Raw genomic sequence first — 15,990 nt, 5'->3', positions numbered from 1 at the left:
CTTCGCAAAAGCGGATCGAGGCCGGATCGCCGCCATGTTCGCCGCAGATGCCGAGCTTGATGTCGGGCCGCGTCGCCTTGCCCTTTTGCGCGGCCATGCGCACCAGTTCGCCGACGCCCTCGATGTCGAGCGAGACGAACGGGTCCTGATCGATAATGCCCTTCTGGCGGTAGGTTTCCAGGAACGAGGCCGCATCGTCGCGCGAGATGCCGAAGGTCGTCTGGGTCAGGTCGTTGGTGCCGAAGGAGAAGAATTCGGCTGATTCTGCAATGACATGCGCGCGGATGGCGGCGCGGGGAAGCTCGATCATCGTGCCAGTGAGATAGTCGATCTTGACCCCGGTTTCCTCCATGACGCTCTTGGCAACCGCATCGATGCGCGCCTTGACGTAGTCGAGTTCCTTCACCAGGCCGACGAGCGGCACCATGATCTCGGGGACCACCAGGGCGCCGGCCTTCCTGCCGGCCTCCACGGCCGCCTCGAAAATGGCCCGTGCCTGCATCTCGGCGATCTCGGGGTAGGAGACGGCCAGGCGGCAGCCACGATGGCCGAGCATCGGGTTGAACTCGTGCAGTGCCTCGGTGCGCTGCCTGAGCTTGTCGGGCGACACGTTCATGGCGGCGGCGACCTCGGCGATTTCAGCCTCGGTCTTGGGGAGGAATTCGTGCAGCGGCGGATCGAGCAGTCGGATCGTCACCGGCAGGCCGGCCATGATCTCGAACAGTTCGAGGAAATCCGAGCGCTGCATGGGCAGAAGCTTGGCGAGTGCGGCGCGCCGGTCCTTTTCGGTGTCGGCCAGGATCATCTCGCGCATGGCGACGATGCGGTCGCCGTCGAAGAACATGTGCTCCGTGCGGCAAAGCCCGATGCCTTCGGCGCCGAAGGAGCGCGCCATGCGCGCATCGAGCGGTGTTTCGGCATTGGTGCGCACCTTCATGCGCCGCACCGCGTCCGCCCATTCCATGATGGCGGCAAAATCGCCTGACAGTTCAGGCTGCAGCATGGCAACCGCGCCCTTCAGCACCTGGCCGTTGCCGCCATCGATGGTGATGATGTCGCCTTTGCGGAAGGTCTGCCCCATCGAGAGCAGCGTGCCGGCCCTATAGTCGACGCGCAGCGAGCCGGCACCCGAGACGCAAGGCTTGCCCATGCCGCGCGCCACCACCGCGGCGTGGCTGGTCATGCCGCCGCGCGTGGTCAGGATGCCTTCCGCCGCATGCATGCCGTGGATGTCTTCGGGACTGGTCTCGATGCGCACTAGGATCGCCTTGCGCCCTTGTGTCTTCAAGTCCTCGGCGTCAGCTGAGGAAAAGACGATCTCGCCGGTAGCGGCACCGGGCGAGGCCGGCAGTCCGATGCCGATGACGTCGCGCGCGGCCTTGGGGTCGATGGTGGGATGCAGCAACTGGTCGAGCGAGGCCGGGTCGATACGGGCAACGGCTTCCTCTTTCGTGATGAGCCTGTCGCGCGCCATCTCGACGGCAATTTTCAGCGCCGCCTTGGCGGTGCGCTTGCCGGAGCGGGTCTGCAGCATCCACAATTTGCCGCGCTCGATGGTGAATTCGAGATCCTGCATGTCGCGGTAGTGCTTCTCCAGACTATCGGAGATGGTGACGAAGGACTGGAACGCGTCAGGCATCAGCTTCTGCAGCGACGGCTTGTCCGAGCCTGCTGCGATACGCGCCGCTTCGGTGATGTTCTGCGGCGTGCGGATGCCGGCAACGACGTCCTCGCCCTGCGCGTTCACCAGGAACTCGCCATAGAGCATCTTTTCGCCGGTCGATGGGTTGCGCGTGAAGGCAACGCCGGTGGCCGAGGTTTCGCCCATATTGCCGAACACCATGGCCTGGACGTTGACCGCCGTGCCCCAGCTTTCGGGAATATCGTGCAGGCGGCGATAGGTGATGGCGCGGTTGTTCATCCAGCTCGAGAACACGGCTGATATCGCGCCCCAGAGCTGCTCATGCGGATCCTGCGGAAACGGCCTGCCAAGCTCTTCCTCGACTTTGGCCTTGTAGAGCGCGATGACGCCCTGCCATTCGAGCGCCGTCAGTTCGGTGTCGAGCTCGTGCCCGAGCCCGCCCTTCTGGTCCTCCAGGATTTCCTCGAACACTTCGTGGTCGAGACCCATGACGACATCGGAATACATCTGGATGAAGCGGCGGTAGCTGTCATAGGCAAAGCGCGCATCGCCGGAATCGGCGGCCAGCGCCTCGACCGTCTCGTCGTTCAGGCCGAGATTGAGGACGGTGTCCATCATGCCGGGCATCGAGGCGCGAGCGCCAGAACGCACCGACACCAGCAGCAGTTTCGACGGGTCGCCGAACCGACGACCGGTCAGCCGGCCGATGTGATCGAGCGCGACCGCGACATCGGCTTCCAACCCGGCCGGATAAATACGGCCGTTGGCGTAGTAGGCGTTGCAGACCTCCGTGGTGATGGTGAAGCCCGGCGGCACCGGCAGCCCCAGGCTGCACATCTCGGCTAGGTTGGCGCCTTTGCCGCCCAGGAGATTCTTGTCGCTGGCACGGCCCTCCGCCGCACCATCGCCAAAGGTGAAAACCCATTTGGTCATGCATCGCTCTCCGGTTGCAGGAGATTGGAAAGATTGGCGAAACGGAAAGTTCCGCCGGTCCGCCCTTGGAGCGATATGATGCTGCAGTGCGAAAGGCAAGGCGTCGGCAAAGCCGCCCGGCCACTACAATCGATTAAGCAAAGCCGTGCCTCAGGATGCGGCAAAAAGGTTTGCTATGCCGGGGATTCTGGAGTAGAACATACAGTGAACAAAGAGGTGGCTATGAAACTGTCCGGAAAACTCGACTATCTGGAAATGCCGGCTACGGGCGGAACGCTGGACCGGCTGAAGGCCTTCTACAGTTCCGCCTTTGCCTGGTCGTTCACTGACTATGGGCCGACCTATTCGGCCTTTGCCGAAGGCCTGGACGGGGGTTTTCAGGCCGACGCCGCCGAAGCGCCATCGAAGCCGCTGCCGGTGCTGTACAGCAGGGATCTGGAGGCGACCCTCGAGGCTGTCGAAAACGCCGGCGGCACGGTCGTCAAACCGATCTTCGCGTTCCCTGGCGGCCGCCGTTTCCACTTTGCCGATCCGGCCGGCAACGAGATGGCGGTGTGGTCCGAATAGCCAGCTGGTGCCGTCTGGTGGCGTTGCTTTTGCTGCCCAAACAGGCGTTCTCACCACCATTCATGGGGCATTGTGCTTTTTGGCTGCTCTGCTAATAACGCGCCGCACAAGCGACTCTGACGGCAATTGGGGCGTCGCCAAGTGGTAAGGCATCGGTTTTTGGTACCGACATTCCCAGGTTCGAATCCTGGCGCCCCAGCCATCCCGCTCAGGTCCGTTCCGGACACTTAGGACCGAGAGTACCTTTGCGATCTTCCATGAAGCCGATCGGCTAACAGTTCGATTGTGTCATAAATTCAGATGAGCCAAAGCCGTCGCGGCAAATTCAGGTCTTGCACATGATCTGGATAGTGTCGCCTTGAACATCTCCTTCTTTCCATACATAGGTCGGCCGGGTGGGTGGCGGCTCAACATGGAACTTCAATGAACCTTCCTATCTTCGCCATCAACCTCGATCGCGAGACCCAGCGCTGGAGCGAATTGCTCGCCAGCGCCGAAGCGGCAGGCCTGACCTTGCAGCGCATTGCCGCCGTCGACGGCCATGCGCTTGCCAAAGAGGCCTGGACGGAGATCGATCTGCCAGCCGCACGCAAGCTGAGCGGGCGCGACATCCTTTCCGGCGAATATGCCTGTTACCGCAGCCATATCCAGGCGCTGGAAACGTTCGTGGCCGGTGGCAGCGCCCATGGCCTGATCGTCGAGGACGACGTCCTCTTCAGCGAAGACACCATGCGGCGCATCGAGGCCGTCATCGCGGCGGTGCCGGATTTCGACGTCATCAAACTGATCAACCATCGCATCAGCTTCTTCATGCGCGCCGTCGAGACGGCGGAAGGCGACGAGATCGGTCGTGCGCTGCATGGCCCGCAAGGCTCGGCCGCCGCCTATCTGGTGACGCGGGAGGGCGCGCAGGGTCTGTTGTCGGCGCTCGCCGTCATGAAAATGCCATGGGACGTCGCGCTCGAACGCTTTTGGGATACCGGTCTGAAGGTCTATTCGGCCCGCCAAAACGTGCTTGGCTTCGCCGCCAGCAGCGAGATCTCCGGCATAGCCGGTCCCTCGGGAAGCTACAAATCCGCAAGGTTGGGGGGGCCGAGCCGGCTACGTGCCGGGGTGTTGCGGGCCAGTGACGAGCTGCGCCGCCTGCATCACGTCCTGCTGCGGCCCCCTTTGCCGCGAGATACCCTGGACTATGCCAAGGACAACGCGCCGCGCCACACCTTGCTTCTGTTGCTTGCGGCACTCGCCGTTCTCGCCATGGTTTCCGCGGTGTGGCGCGAGGCAGACACCTACCGCTATGCGGGCCTGGCGCTGGCCCTGGTCGCGGTCATCCGCTGGTTCAGGGTGGATTTGTGGACCTACAGCAAACCACTGATCGGTTGGGTCGGCTTCCTGTGTCTGGGCTGGTCGCTCTATGTCTTCATCCGACTGGCGATCGTCTATTTCGGCACCCACCAGTTGGGTGGCGCCGAAGGCATTTACATGTTTCCGCTGTTCTATGCGACGACCGGATTCGCCTTTCTGCTGTTTGTCAGGCAGCCCGCACGGCTGGTCCTCTGGTTCATGATCCTCAGTCTTGTCTTCCTGGCGGCGGACACCGCCTGTTCGAACATGTTTCAGGATATCCAACCGGCCCCGTGGCTTTTCAACAATCCCATCCACGCGTCGGTGGCGGCCGGTTTCATCTTCCTCTGCACGCTGCAATTCATGGCTTACACGGCCCAGAGAACGGACCTCGGGAAAGCAACCAAGAACCTTTATTGGGCGCTGTCGACAGCCGTCCTGCTGCTTGCCGTCGTCAATATCATCGAGATGCGGTCAAAGGGCGTGTGGCTTGCGCTTGCGCTTGCGCTGCTCCTGTTGACGGTCATGACCCTGGCGAGAGGCCATCGCCGCGAACTGTTGGTTTCGGGTGGCGTGCTGGCGATCGTGGCGGCCGGCATTGTCGCAACACACAACATCTTCTCGTCCACCGCCGGCGACACCATGACCTTCGTCAAAACCCTGGTTCCGGATGTGTTCAGGCATGGCGTCCTTCCCGCATTCGACCGCGCCATCGCGAGCGATGCGGTTCCGCTTGCAGCCAAGGAAAGGCTGATGCTGTGGGCGGATGCGATCGATATCTGGAAACGCCACCCGATCTTCGGAGCCAGTTCCAGCTGGCTGACCGAGTGGGAGAACAGAACCTATCATCCCATGATCTTAAACGTCTTCCACAATGGTTATCTGGAAATTGTCGTGCGCTATGGTGTGGTCGGACTGGCGTTCTTTGCCTTTCTCTACACCTGGTCGGCCAGGCAGGTTCTGCTGGCCATGCGAGCCAAGCTTGTCGCTCCGGCCGCATGGTCCTGTTACATCTCCACACTGGTTTTCTTCGCCCTCAGCATCCTTACCAATTCCAACAACCGGCTGGCCATGGGTGAGGCCTTCATGTGGTTTGCCGCGGCGTTCGGCTTCTATTGTTTTTATGTTCGCCAGCAGAAGAACCTTGTCGCGCCGCGAACCTATTTTTAGGGCCTGCCGGCGCAGCACGTATCTGATCAGCCGGTTGCGGCCAATGCACCTTTGAGGCCCCGCTCAATTTCCCGATAATCGGGAAAGTCGATGCCAAAATCCACGGCTTATCGCCGGCAACCCGTTTGTTACGATCGACACAGATCACAGACGGGGGTTGTCACGGATATGCTGACGGACAGGCAGGCACGCGAAGCGGTGGAGCAGTACCGCGAGGAAGGATATGCGGTCGTTCGACAATTCGTCGACGGCGACGAGATGATCCGGCTGAAGAAGGAAACCGATGCGGTCTATGCCGATGGCCTCAAGCATCACGCCACTTTCCGGCACGGCAACCTGAATTTCCAGATCCTGCCTGAATCGGACTTTGGCCAACGATATGTGCTGCAGGCTTACTGGTTTTCCTGGATCAATTCCTATTTCGAGCAGTTCCGCCGCAATCCCGACTATCTGAAGCTGCTCGAGGGTCTGATCGGCCGCGACATAAAACAGATCGCCCAACAGCTGCACTGGAAGCCGCCCGGCGCCAATGTCACGGGTTATCGCTTCCACCAGGATCTGCGCTTCCGTAACCAGGCCGCCTTCGACAATGTCGCCGACGCCACCGTGACAACAGGCCTCGCGGTCGATCGGGCGACGCTGGACAATGGCTGTCTTCAGGTCGTGCCCGGCAGCCACAAGCTCGGCTATCTCGGCCTGTCGGACGAGGGAACCGGCGAGCTGATGAAGGGTCTGACCGCCGAAGAAGAGTTGCGCAAGGTCGGCATCGACCCGGCGACCATCGTTCCGCTGGTGCTGGAGCCGGGCGATCTTGCTTTATGGGGGCTGCTCACCGTGCACGGCTCCTCGCCCAACAGGTCACAGCACGACCGCGCCTTTGCACTGTCCAGCTATGTGCGGGCGGATACGACGCAACGTGGCGAATGGGCGTTCAGGGACGGTGTTTCGGTGCCGCTCGGCAAGACGCCGGCACTGTGCAAATACGAAAAGCTCTTCGAGGAGCCGGGACCGATGTACGACACCACCGCCTGGTGGAAATGACGCTGCCGCGTCGGGCGACGGGGGCAGCAGGGGCCTGGCGTTCGCGCCAGGCCCCTGACGGCGTTGGCCGGCAATCGGGCAGCATTTCAGGCGGTGAAGTCGGCCGACAGTTCGCGGATCAGGAAATCGACGAACGCGCGCACCTTGGCCGCAATATAGGTGCGGTGCGGATAGAGTGCGTAGATCGGGCTGGAGCCGGGGCGAAACTCATCCAGCTGCACTTCCAACCGGCCGTCGCTGATCGCAGCATCGACCAGCAGGCTGGGCAGATTGCCGATGCCGAAACCGGCGGTGGTCATCTGGTAGGCGGCCTCGACGCTGTTGGTCGAGATGCGCCCGCCGACAGCCGCATCGAAAGGGCCGTCTGGTCCGATGAAAGGCCATGTGCCAAGCCGCTTGGCGAAATTGCTCAGCACGCAGGAATGGCTTGCCAGCTCATCCGGGTGGACCGGGCGGCCGTTTGTGTCCCAATAATCGGGCGTGGCGCAGACATAGTTGCGAACTTCCCCAAGCCGGCGGGCAATCAAGGCGGAATCGGCCTGACCGCCGAAGCGGATGGCGACATCGTAGCCTTCCTCGACAATGCCGACGACATAACGCGCGGTGAGGTCGAACTCGATCGTGGTGAGCGGGTTCTCTTCGAGGAATTTCGGCACCAGCTTGGTTATGCGCGTGTGGCCCAGAACATTGGAGCAGGAAACCCGGATCAGGCCGCGCGTCTCCTTGTGAAGGCCGCGCGTCGAATCCTGCAGTTCGGAAATGTCGTCGAGCAGGATGCGGGCACGCGGAGCATAGTCGCGGCCCGCCTCTGTGAGGCTGAGGCGCCTTGTGGTGCGATTGATGAGCCGGACGCCGAGGTCGTCTTCCAGTTCCTTGATGGTGCGGCTGACGGCCGTCGTCGACATGTTGAGATCGCGCGCCGCCGCCGACAGGCTGCCCAGCAGGCAGACCCGATCGAACACCCGCATCGCCGTCAGAAGATTCATCTTGCCTTCCCCTCGCCGTCGCGGCCCCGCCGCCATCCGCTGCGTCTTGTAGAAAACAGCGCCCAGCAACGACGCGGCAAGGGCATTCCACCGAATTTGGGCGTAAAATCAACAATGGGAGAACCGATATGACATCCAGACCTCTTCATCCGGCGATCGGCACATTTGCGAAAGGCGCGAAGAGCGGCGCGCTTGGCCGCCGCGAGTTCCTGGCGTTGGCCAGCGCCTTCGGCGCCAGCACGGCGATTGCCTATGGGCTCATCGGTCAACCGGTTCCGGCGCGGGCCGAGGAAGCCGCCCAACCCAGAAAGGGCGGCGTGCTGCGTGTTGCCATGCAGGTGATGGAGCTGGAAGACCCGCGCAAGTTCAAGGTTTCGCAGATGGGCAACATCGCCATGCAGTTTCTCGAACCGCTGGTGCGCTGGAAGCCGGATTTCACCTTCGAGCCGGTGCTGCTGCAGAGCTGGGAGATCAATGCGGACGCCACGGAATATGTGCTCAAGGTGCGCCCAGGGGTGAAGTGGTCGAACGGCGACGATTTCACCGCCACGGATGTCGCCTTCAACATCACGCGCTGGTGTGAGAAGGATGCCGCCGGCAACTCGATGGCGGGGCGCATGACCGCCCTGATCGATCCCGACACCAAGGTGGCGCGCACTGGTGCCATCGAGGTTCGCGACGACCACACCCTGGTCCTGAAACTGTCGCAGCCCGACATCACCATTATCCCTGCGATGACCGACTACCCGGCATTGATCGTCCACCGCACGTTCAATCCGAAGGCAGCGCCACTGTCGGCCAACCCCGTTTCCACGGGTCCATTCGAGCTTAAAAAACTCGATGTCGGCGTTGCTGCCTCGGTGCGCAAGCGGCCGGACGGGTCGTGGTGGGGCGGCGAGGTGTTCCTCGACGGCATCGACTGGACCGACTACGGCACCGACTCGGCCGCCACCGTCTCCGCTTTCGAATCCGGTGAGATCGACCTGAACGGCCAGACGCAGTCCTATGACGTCGCCATGCTCGACAGGCTGGGCCTGAAGAAAAGCGAGATCGTCACTGCCGCCACCCTGGTCTCGCGCTGCAACGTCAACGCCAAACCCTATGACGACAAGCGCGTGCGCAACGCCATACAGCTTGCGGTCGACAACGAAGCGGTGCTGCAACTGGGCGCCGACGGCATGGGCATCGTCGCGCAGAACGATCATGTCGGACCGATGCATCCCGAACACGCCGACCTGCCGCCGATCAAACGTGATCCGGCCCGGGCCAGGGCATTGCTCGAGGAAGCCGGCCAGCTCGATTTCGAGTTCGATCTGATCTCGGTCGAAGCCGACTACCGCAAGGAAAGCTCCGATGCCGTCGCCCAGCAGATGCGCGACGCCGGCTTCAAGGTGAAACGCACCGTCATCCCGGAATCGGCGTTCTGGAACCACTGGACGAAGTATCCCTTCGCGACGACCAATTGGAACGCCCGACCGCTCGGCATCCAGACCTATGCGCTTGCCTATCAGACCGGTTCGGCATGGAACGAGACGGGGTTCGCCGATCCAGACTTCGATGCCAAGGTCCACAAGGCCAATTCCATCGCCGATCCGGAGCAGCGCCGTGTGGTAATGAAGGAACTCCAGGTCATGCTGCAGGATTCCGGCATCATCGTTCAGCCTTACTGGCGAAAGCTGTTCTGCCATATGAAACCTTCCTTGATGGGCTACCAGATGCACCAGGCCTATGAGCAGGATTTCACACGGGCCTGGCTCGCCGCCTGATCGCGGACGACCCCTCCGACAGGGCGGCGCATTTTCCGGCGCCGCCCTCAGAGCAGTTCACCGTTTCACGGAAACGGCGAGCTGCTCTAACTCTTTGTTTTGAGGCAATTTTGGCCGGAAAACCGCTTCACACTTTTCCTAGAATTGCTCTGGCCTGCTCACCGGGGACGTTGCGCCGAAGCGTCGGCCTCAAGGGCGTTCGAGGGGCAGTGCGGGCTTTGTATCGGGCATGATGCGCAGATGCGCCCACACATGCCCTGCCTTGTCAGGTCGGCCGGGATTGCAGGCCGCCACACCGGACCGGCTGGCACATCAAGTGTGTGAAACATTCTGGTTTCTGCCTCTGTCATCATCTAGCTCCGGTTCATGGCTGGAGCTTACTTTTGACTGGGGGAAGCGAAACCCGCTTTCCCGGGCAACGACCTTCCCGAGAACCGGGAGAATTCGTGCTCTTGGTGCCGAGAGGGACCCGAAGCAGCAAGACGACCGCATGAGCGGTCTGCCGCACCGGGTGCTATTGCCGGATCTCGACAGGTCTCTGCCGCTCAGTTGAAGTGAATTCGCCTGCCTATTGTGCGGAACTCTAGCCTGTCTTGGACGTTAGACCCGCCGTCTGAAAGATATTTCCTACCGACGCGATAGGCAGTATTACGAAGCGGGTGGGACGCCCCGAGCCACACGGCCTGTCGGATATGAAGCAATTTTGCGGTTGAGATCGCGGAACATGCAGCGTTATTTCCATCCGATCTGGAGATCTTAAATTGCCAGCTCGAATATGCTGCGTCTTTGGCAGCTGGCAATTGCTCAGCCTGGTTGCCTCACTTCGCCAATCAACAATGGATGGAAGCTCCCCGGCGGATCAGGAGCATGAGGACTATCTCCTGCTTTATGAAACGGCCGGCGTTTCCGAGCATTTCAAGACCGGTCTTGCTGAACTTGCGTCTAAAGTATGGACCTGGAGACGGATCATATGGGCGTACGACCTTCTGACGTCCGAGCGTAAATATGGGCAACTGCAAATTTTCCGGATCCATCGTCTGATCCGAGACACAATTGGTCTCGACGCGAGTTCCGTAGCTGAAATCTGGGCCTGCTTCGTTAACCGGCCGTCGGAAAAAATACTGCTGGATTCATACCCTGAAGCCAAGATCGTTTTGTATGAGGATGGCTTGACGTCATACCTTCCATTCGAGATGGCAACCATGTCACGGCCGCCGGGCACAAGGTTTCGACGACGCATCACCGCGGTCTTGATTGCAGGACTCTCTACAATTTCACCGGCGTTCCGATTGAGGAAAGCGGCCGACAGGATAGAAAGACACCATCTGAGACGGGTGACGAAGTTTTATTCTTTGCTTCACGAAATCCCCATTCACGATGCACTGGAGAACGTACCAAGATTTCAGGTCGGCGCTTCGCTGATGCGCGACGTAATAGGTGAAGCCTGCAGGGATGCGCTTTCCGGCGGCGATGAACATTGCCGTGCGTCAGCCAACCCACGGATCCTGCTGCTCGGCCAGGCATTGTCGCGAAACCGCATAATGTCGTACGCGCAAGAGGCGGCGATCTATAGACGAATTGCGGAGCAGATCGTCGAGAGGGGATACGACGTCGTCTGGAAGGAACATCCCAGAATAAGCAAGCCCTTCTTCCCCGAATTGCTGGATGCAGTTGGCAATGTGACGGCCGACGCCAACACCAGGATCATGGAAGCTAACCTGCCACACATATATCCGATAGAGCTTGTCGTATCCCGAATGAACATCGTTGGCTGCGTCTCCGGCACGTCAGCTGCCCTTCTTTACCTGAAGTGGCTTTACGGCATCAAAACATACACATTTGCGGAAACCCTGGTCCCCCTCATGACTGGCGCGGATATTCTAATGAGCGAAATGGTAAAAGCCCATGCGGAGCCCTTTTCAACGCTCCAATCTTTGAACGAGACGCAGAAAGGGATCCGTTGAAAGGCGGTAACCCGAACAGGTTGAACACGATCCTCGCTGTCCAAATTCGGACAAACTCGATCTGGGACACCATCGATGTCAAAGCCGCTTTCAGTCCTTCAACGAGCCACCAAGGCCGACGTTCGATCGGAGCCGTTTCCACACATCATCCTGCCTGACGCCCTTCCCCTCGATCTCTACCAGGAATTGGCCGGCACGTTTCCCGCTCCGGAAACGCTCGAAATCGATACACGCCGCAACAACACCAGGTGGGATTATGAGGCCCACCGCGTTCGGTCGAACGAAGCCGTGCCGCAAATATGGCGCGATTTTATCGCCTACCATGTATCGCAAGCATTTTTCGGCGAGGTCGCCGACCTGTTCTATGACGATATTCACAAGCTTTACCCTGATTATTACCCCAATTATGAACGCCTCAAGAATATGAAAGCGGGCATCAGGTTTAGTGACACCTATGCAACACGCGACATACTGATGGATGCGATGCTCAGCGGGAACACGCCGGTGACCAATGCCGGCTCGGTGCGGACAAGCCACATCGACAATGGCGACAAGCTATTTTCTGGCCTGTTTTATATGAGGCCGGAAGATTATGATGCCGTTGGCGGGGACCTGACAATTAGTCGTTTCCAGTCCAAATACGCCACGCTGAAAGCCAAAGCGACACTCTTCAATGATGCCTATGTCGACGACACCCATTTGGAATGCGTCGAAACAGTTCAATACGACAAGAACATTCTTGTATTGTTCATCAACTCGATTGAATCGGTCCACGGCGTCACAGTCCGCCAACCCACCAACAAATCCCGGCTTTTCGTCAATCTGGTTGGAGAAGTCGAAAAGCCATTCTACATCAAAGGAAAAAAGATACGGCCGCGCTACGTCCCGGCGCATCAAAATCAGGATGAGGCGGAACAGACCTGGCTGAAAAAGCTCAAGCAAAAATTGCGGCTTTAGAAGAACAACGCCGTCGATCCGAGTTTCAGCCTGAACTGCCAATACCGAGCCGGATTCGACTTTCCCGGCGGCTAGGCAAAGATTGGAACAGAATGAGATTTTATCCAGCCGTCGAACGGATCGCCTTTTTCGCCACGCTTGCCGCTGTTCTTGCCCTTGCACTGCTGCCTATACCCCGACTTGAAGAGTACGGGATCGATATCGGTTTCCGTTCCGACAAGCTGAACCACGCCAGCGCCTTTGCCGTCATGACTTTCCTTGGAGGGCTCGGCTGGCCCGATCGAAAAGCAAGACTAATCGTCTTCCTGGCCATGATTGGAGCGGCGATCGAGGTCCTGCAGGGCACGGCGCTGATACGGCGCGATCTGGATGTGTTCGACTGGTTTGCCGATTGCGCCGGCATCGCATGTGGCCTCGTGGCCGTGATCTGTGTGAACTGGATCTTGCGGCGCAGAGGTTGAGCCCGCTCTCAAGCCTTATCTGCACGGCGCCGATAGCCACAGGAGTTCGCCCTCGGCTCCATTGACTCAGCGAAATCGGATTGCAACGATCCGATCCGAGAGTGAGCGATTTTTCTAACTTGGCCGGACAGATATTTTGGGCGCGGCACCCAGGAAGTGCGCCATCAGTATTGAGGGACGATGACGATCAAGATCAGGCTTCCGGGCGGTGTATTGAAGGTCAAGCAACGTTATGAGTTGCGGCGGCGAGAGTACAAGGGCGAAGTCCCGGTCTGGCAGTTTGGCAAATATTTCGTCATCTGGTGGCCCAGTACAATTCCTGATCGCCCCTCCAGGAGCTCGAATACTGATGAGGAACTTGAAATGAATCTTCCATCGTCTGGAGAAAGCACGTAAGCTCTATGCATCATGGCTTTGCGAATCAGATTGCCGGGGGGCACACTGAAGGTGAAGACCTACCGGGAACTGCGTGATCGCGAGCGGGATCACAGGGTGCCTGTGCTGAAACTGGGCTCGCTCTATTTCGTCTGGTCCCCGGCCAAACATCATTCGCACAGGCACAGTCCGCGGCCCTGACATTTTTTGCCGAGCGAGAACCGCTTGCACCCTTTTCCTGAAATTGCTCCGGTGCGGCCCATTCCAGCCAGCGCTGACCTGGGTCAGCTTGCCTCGCGCATGGCCTCGGCCGCCTGCAGGTCGACCGACACCAATTGGCTGACGCCCTGTTCGGCCATGGTGACGCCGAACAGCCGGTTCATGCGCGCCATGGTGATGGGATTGTGGGTGATGATGACGAAGCGCGTCTCGGTGGTGGCGGCCATTTCGTCCATCAGGTTGCAGAAGCGCTCGACATTGTGGTCGTCGAGCGGGGCGTCGACTTCGTCGAGCACGCAGATCGGCGCCGGATTGGTCAGGAACACCGCGAAGATCAGCGACATCGCCGTCAACGCCTGCTCGCCGCCCGACAGCAGCGTCATGGTCTGCGGCTTCTTGCCGGGCGGGCGGGCCAGGATTTCGAGGCCGGCCTCGAGCGGATCGTCGGATTCGATCAGCTGCAATTCCGCCGTGCCGCCGCCGAACAGATGCGAGAACAGCCGCTGGAAATGGCCGTTGACGACATCGAAGGCGGCAAGCAGCCGCTCGCGGCCTTCGCGGTTGAGGCTCTGGATCGCCTGCCTGAGCTTGCGGATCGCCTCGATGATGTCCTCGCGCTCCGACACGATCGCCTCCAGCCGGTCGGAAAGCTCCTTCTGCTCTTCCTCTGCGCGCAGATTGACGGCGCCCAGCCGTTCGCGCTCGATCTTCAGCCGGTCCAGCTGACGCTCGATCTCGGGCATCTCAGGCATCGGGCTGTCAGCCTCCAGACCGGTATGGCGAATAACCACATGCGGCGGTGTGTTCAGCGTTTCCTGGATGCGCGCCTCGACCTCCAGCCGGCGTTCGTCGGCCGCGGTCAGCCGCTCTTCGGCGCGAACGCGGCTCTCGCGCGCCTCAGCCAGGAACTGGATGGCGCCGGTGGCGGCCTTGTCCAGTTCGGATTGCCGGTTCTCCGCTTCCTGCAGACGGTCGGCCGCCGCCTTGCGCAAGGTTTCGGCCTCGGTGAGCTGCGACAGCAGGGCGCGCCGCTTGGCGTCGATTTCATCGGGCGCATCCGCCAGCCGCTCGCGTTCGGCCTCGGCCTCGGCCTTGCGTTCGCCAAGCGAGGCGATCTGCGTCGAGGCGTTTTCGGCCCGCTCCAGCCAATTGCTGCGTTCGGCGCCAATGGCATCGAGCCGGCGCGCGCGCGCCTCGGCTTCGCGGCGCAGCCCCTCATGCACCGCACGCGCATCGGCAAGCGCGGCGCGGTCGCGGGCGACATTGGCCGAGGACTGTTCGAGCTGCAATTGCAGATCGCCAAGATCGGGCGCGTCCTGCAGCAGCATTTCCGCCTCGGCGAAGGCGGCCGAAATCTCCTCATGGCTGTCGACGATGCGGGCGCGCGCTTCATCGAGTGCTGCGCGCCGGCTCTGCAATTCGCCGCCGGCCCTCTCGGCCTCAGCCAGTGCATTGCGGGCGGCGTCCAGCCGATGCTGTGCGTCACGACCGGCCTGGCGCGTGTTGCGCTCGGCCTCGCTTGCCAGGCGGAGCGCCTGTTCGGCCTCTCCCAGCGCCTCCTCGGCCTGGCGCAGGACGAGCGTCGCCTGTATCGCCTCGGCATCGAGCTCAGCCGGTTCTTCTGCGCCAGCCGTTGCGCCGCGGCGGTCGGCGCGTCGGCACTGGCGGTAAAGCCGTCCCAGCGCCACAGCGCGCCCTCGCGGCTGACCAGCCGCTGGCCGGGAGCAAGCAGCGGCTGCAACCGGCGGCCATCGCCGGCGGCATCGACGATACCGATCTGCGCCAGGCGGCGGGCGAGCTGTGCCGGCGCGTGGACCACGCTGGCCAGGCTCTTCACGCCTTCCGGCAGAGCCGCGTCGCCGGGTTGGATCGCGCCTTCGCCCCAATGCACCGGCGCGCTGCGGTCGAGCGGCACGTCGAGGTCTTCGCCAAGGGCTGCACCCAGCGCCGTTTCGAAACCGCGATCGACGCTGATCTGCTCCAGCACGGCCGGGAAGAGATCGCCGCTGGCGGCATTGAGGATTTTTGCCAGCGTGCGCGCTTCGGTTTCGATCCTTGCCAGCTCGGCCCTGGCATCCTGAAGCGGTGGCCGGGCAGCGCTTTCGGCAGCGCGGGCATCGATGACCGACTGCTCGGCCTCGGACACGGCAGCCTCGGCCTCCTCCAGCAGCGCCATGGCCTGTTCGACCAGCACCCGCTTCTCGGCCGGATCGGGCAGGCCAGCGACCTTGGAGAGTATCTCCGACAATTCCCGGTCGACATCGGCAAGCTGACGCGCGAAGCGGTCGCGGCGCTCGGCGGTATCGCGCAGCGTCCGTTCGATCTGGTTGCGCGAGGCGGCAGCCTCGGCCCGCTCGGCAGTCAGCGCGGCGAGTTTGGCTTCGCTTTGTGAAAGCGTAGATGCCGCTTGTTCGAAAGCCGCGCGGGTGGTGGCCTCGCGCTCGGCGGCACCAGCATTTTCCGAATTGAGTGCCGCGGGGTCGTCGCGGAGGAGAGAGAGAAGGGGGGCGTTGTCGCGGAGGATGCGCTGCGCACGAGCGATATCGCCGCCGCGCCGCTCCATCC

General features: G+C 61.2%; 10 protein-coding genes, 1 tRNA gene and 1 pseudogene. 9 read left to right on the top strand and 3 right to left on the bottom strand.

Translation table 11 applies throughout. From position 1 onward, the window contains the following. Window positions 1-2,575, bottom strand: a 2,575-nt coding sequence (gene ppdK, locus ENZ75_RS04025; protein ID WP_128277909.1) for a pyruvate, phosphate dikinase, incomplete at its 3' end; no start/stop codon positions are given. Window positions 2,576-2,797: 222 nt separating this feature from the next. On the opposite strand from ppdK, the gene ENZ75_RS04020 reads away from it, so the two are divergent. The 4 genes from ENZ75_RS04020 to ENZ75_RS04005 all read left to right on the top strand — a co-directional run bounded on the left by ENZ75_RS04020 (window position 2,798) and on the right by ENZ75_RS04005 (window position 6,697). Further along, a complete protein-coding gene (locus ENZ75_RS04020; protein WP_013532745.1) occupies window positions 2,798-3,142 on the top strand; it encodes a VOC family protein in 345 nt (114 codons plus the stop codon). A 127-nt stretch (window positions 3,143-3,269) separates the two neighbouring features. Further along, a tRNA-Gln gene (locus ENZ75_RS04015) sits at window positions 3,270-3,344 on the top strand. A gap of 221 nt (window positions 3,345-3,565) precedes the next feature. After that, complete coding sequence (locus ENZ75_RS04010) at window positions 3,566-5,656, top strand: glycosyltransferase family 25 protein (protein WP_013532746.1); 2,091 nt, start codon at window positions 3,566-3,568, stop codon at window positions 5,654-5,656. Between the two features lie 168 nt (window positions 5,657-5,824). After that, the gene (locus ENZ75_RS04005; protein ID WP_164745819.1) at window positions 5,825-6,697 is read left to right on the top strand and encodes a phytanoyl-CoA dioxygenase family protein; all 873 of its coding nucleotides are present in this window, start codon (window positions 5,825-5,827) and stop codon (window positions 6,695-6,697) included. A gap of 86 nt (window positions 6,698-6,783) precedes the next feature. Here ENZ75_RS04005 and ENZ75_RS04000 read toward each other — a convergent pair whose 3' ends face one another. Continuing rightward, the gene (locus ENZ75_RS04000; protein WP_013532748.1) at window positions 6,784-7,683 is read right to left on the bottom strand and encodes a LysR family transcriptional regulator; all 900 of its coding nucleotides are present in this window, start codon (window positions 7,681-7,683) and stop codon (window positions 6,784-6,786) included. Window positions 7,684-7,811: 128 nt separating this feature from the next. Here ENZ75_RS04000 and ENZ75_RS03995 point away from each other — a divergent pair, with 128 nt between their 5' ends. The 5 genes from ENZ75_RS03995 (at window position 7,812) to ENZ75_RS03975 (ending at window position 13,227) form a co-directional block, all read left to right on the top strand. Continuing rightward, the gene (locus ENZ75_RS03995; RefSeq protein WP_013532749.1) at window positions 7,812-9,449 is read left to right on the top strand and encodes an ABC transporter substrate-binding protein; all 1,638 of its coding nucleotides are present in this window, start codon (window positions 7,812-7,814) and stop codon (window positions 9,447-9,449) included. A gap of 761 nt (window positions 9,450-10,210) precedes the next feature. Then, window positions 10,211-11,413 carry an alpha-2,8-polysialyltransferase family protein gene (locus tag ENZ75_RS03990; protein ID WP_244514274.1) on the top strand — a complete coding sequence of 401 codons (1,203 nt, stop codon included), beginning with the start codon at window positions 10,211-10,213 and terminating at the stop codon, window positions 11,411-11,413. A 75-nt stretch (window positions 11,414-11,488) separates the two neighbouring features. Beyond that, a complete protein-coding gene (locus ENZ75_RS03985; RefSeq protein WP_013532751.1) occupies window positions 11,489-12,370 on the top strand; it encodes a hypothetical protein in 882 nt (293 codons plus the stop codon). 92 nt (window positions 12,371-12,462) lie between these two features. Beyond that, window positions 12,463-12,831 (top strand): hypothetical protein, encoded by a 369-nt coding sequence (locus tag ENZ75_RS03980; RefSeq protein WP_013532752.1) that lies wholly within the window; start codon window positions 12,463-12,465, stop codon window positions 12,829-12,831. A gap of 180 nt (window positions 12,832-13,011) precedes the next feature. Next, window positions 13,012-13,227, top strand: a complete 216-nt coding sequence (locus tag ENZ75_RS03975) for a hypothetical protein (protein ID WP_082826424.1) — start codon at window positions 13,012-13,014, stop codon at window positions 13,225-13,227. Window positions 13,228-13,490: 263 nt separating this feature from the next. On the opposite strand, the pseudogene ENZ75_RS03970 reads toward ENZ75_RS03975, so the two are convergent. Beyond that, window positions 13,491-15,990 (bottom strand): annotated as a pseudogene (locus tag ENZ75_RS03970) (chromosome segregation SMC family protein); the annotation flags it as partial.

Source organism: Mesorhizobium sp. M7A.F.Ca.CA.002.04.1.1 (assembly GCF_004022805.1).
Taxonomy (GTDB): domain Bacteria; phylum Pseudomonadota; class Alphaproteobacteria; order Rhizobiales; family Rhizobiaceae; genus Mesorhizobium; species Mesorhizobium ciceri.
The sequence above is the reverse complement of the archived record's forward strand: the minus strand, read 5'-3'. Positions and strand labels throughout refer to the sequence as shown.

Coding starts and splice junctions, on each gene's coding strand:
- ENZ75_RS04020 (WP_013532745.1), top strand. CDS start 2,798: ATGAAACTGTCCGGAAAACTCGACTATCTGGAAATGCCGGCTACGGGC.
- ENZ75_RS04010 (WP_013532746.1), top strand. CDS start 3,566: ATGAACCTTCCTATCTTCGCCATCAACCTCGATCGCGAGACCCAGCGC.
- ENZ75_RS04005 (WP_164745819.1), top strand. CDS start 5,825: ATGCTGACGGACAGGCAGGCACGCGAAGCGGTGGAGCAGTACCGCGAG.
- ENZ75_RS04000 (WP_013532748.1), bottom strand. CDS start 7,683: ATGAATCTTCTGACGGCGATGCGGGTGTTCGATCGGGTCTGCCTGCTG.
- ENZ75_RS03995 (WP_013532749.1), top strand. CDS start 7,812: ATGACATCCAGACCTCTTCATCCGGCGATCGGCACATTTGCGAAAGGC.
- ENZ75_RS03985 (WP_013532751.1), top strand. CDS start 11,489: ATGTCAAAGCCGCTTTCAGTCCTTCAACGAGCCACCAAGGCCGACGTT.
- ENZ75_RS03980 (WP_013532752.1), top strand. CDS start 12,463: ATGAGATTTTATCCAGCCGTCGAACGGATCGCCTTTTTCGCCACGCTT.
- ENZ75_RS03975 (WP_082826424.1), top strand. CDS start 13,012: ATGACGATCAAGATCAGGCTTCCGGGCGGTGTATTGAAGGTCAAGCAA.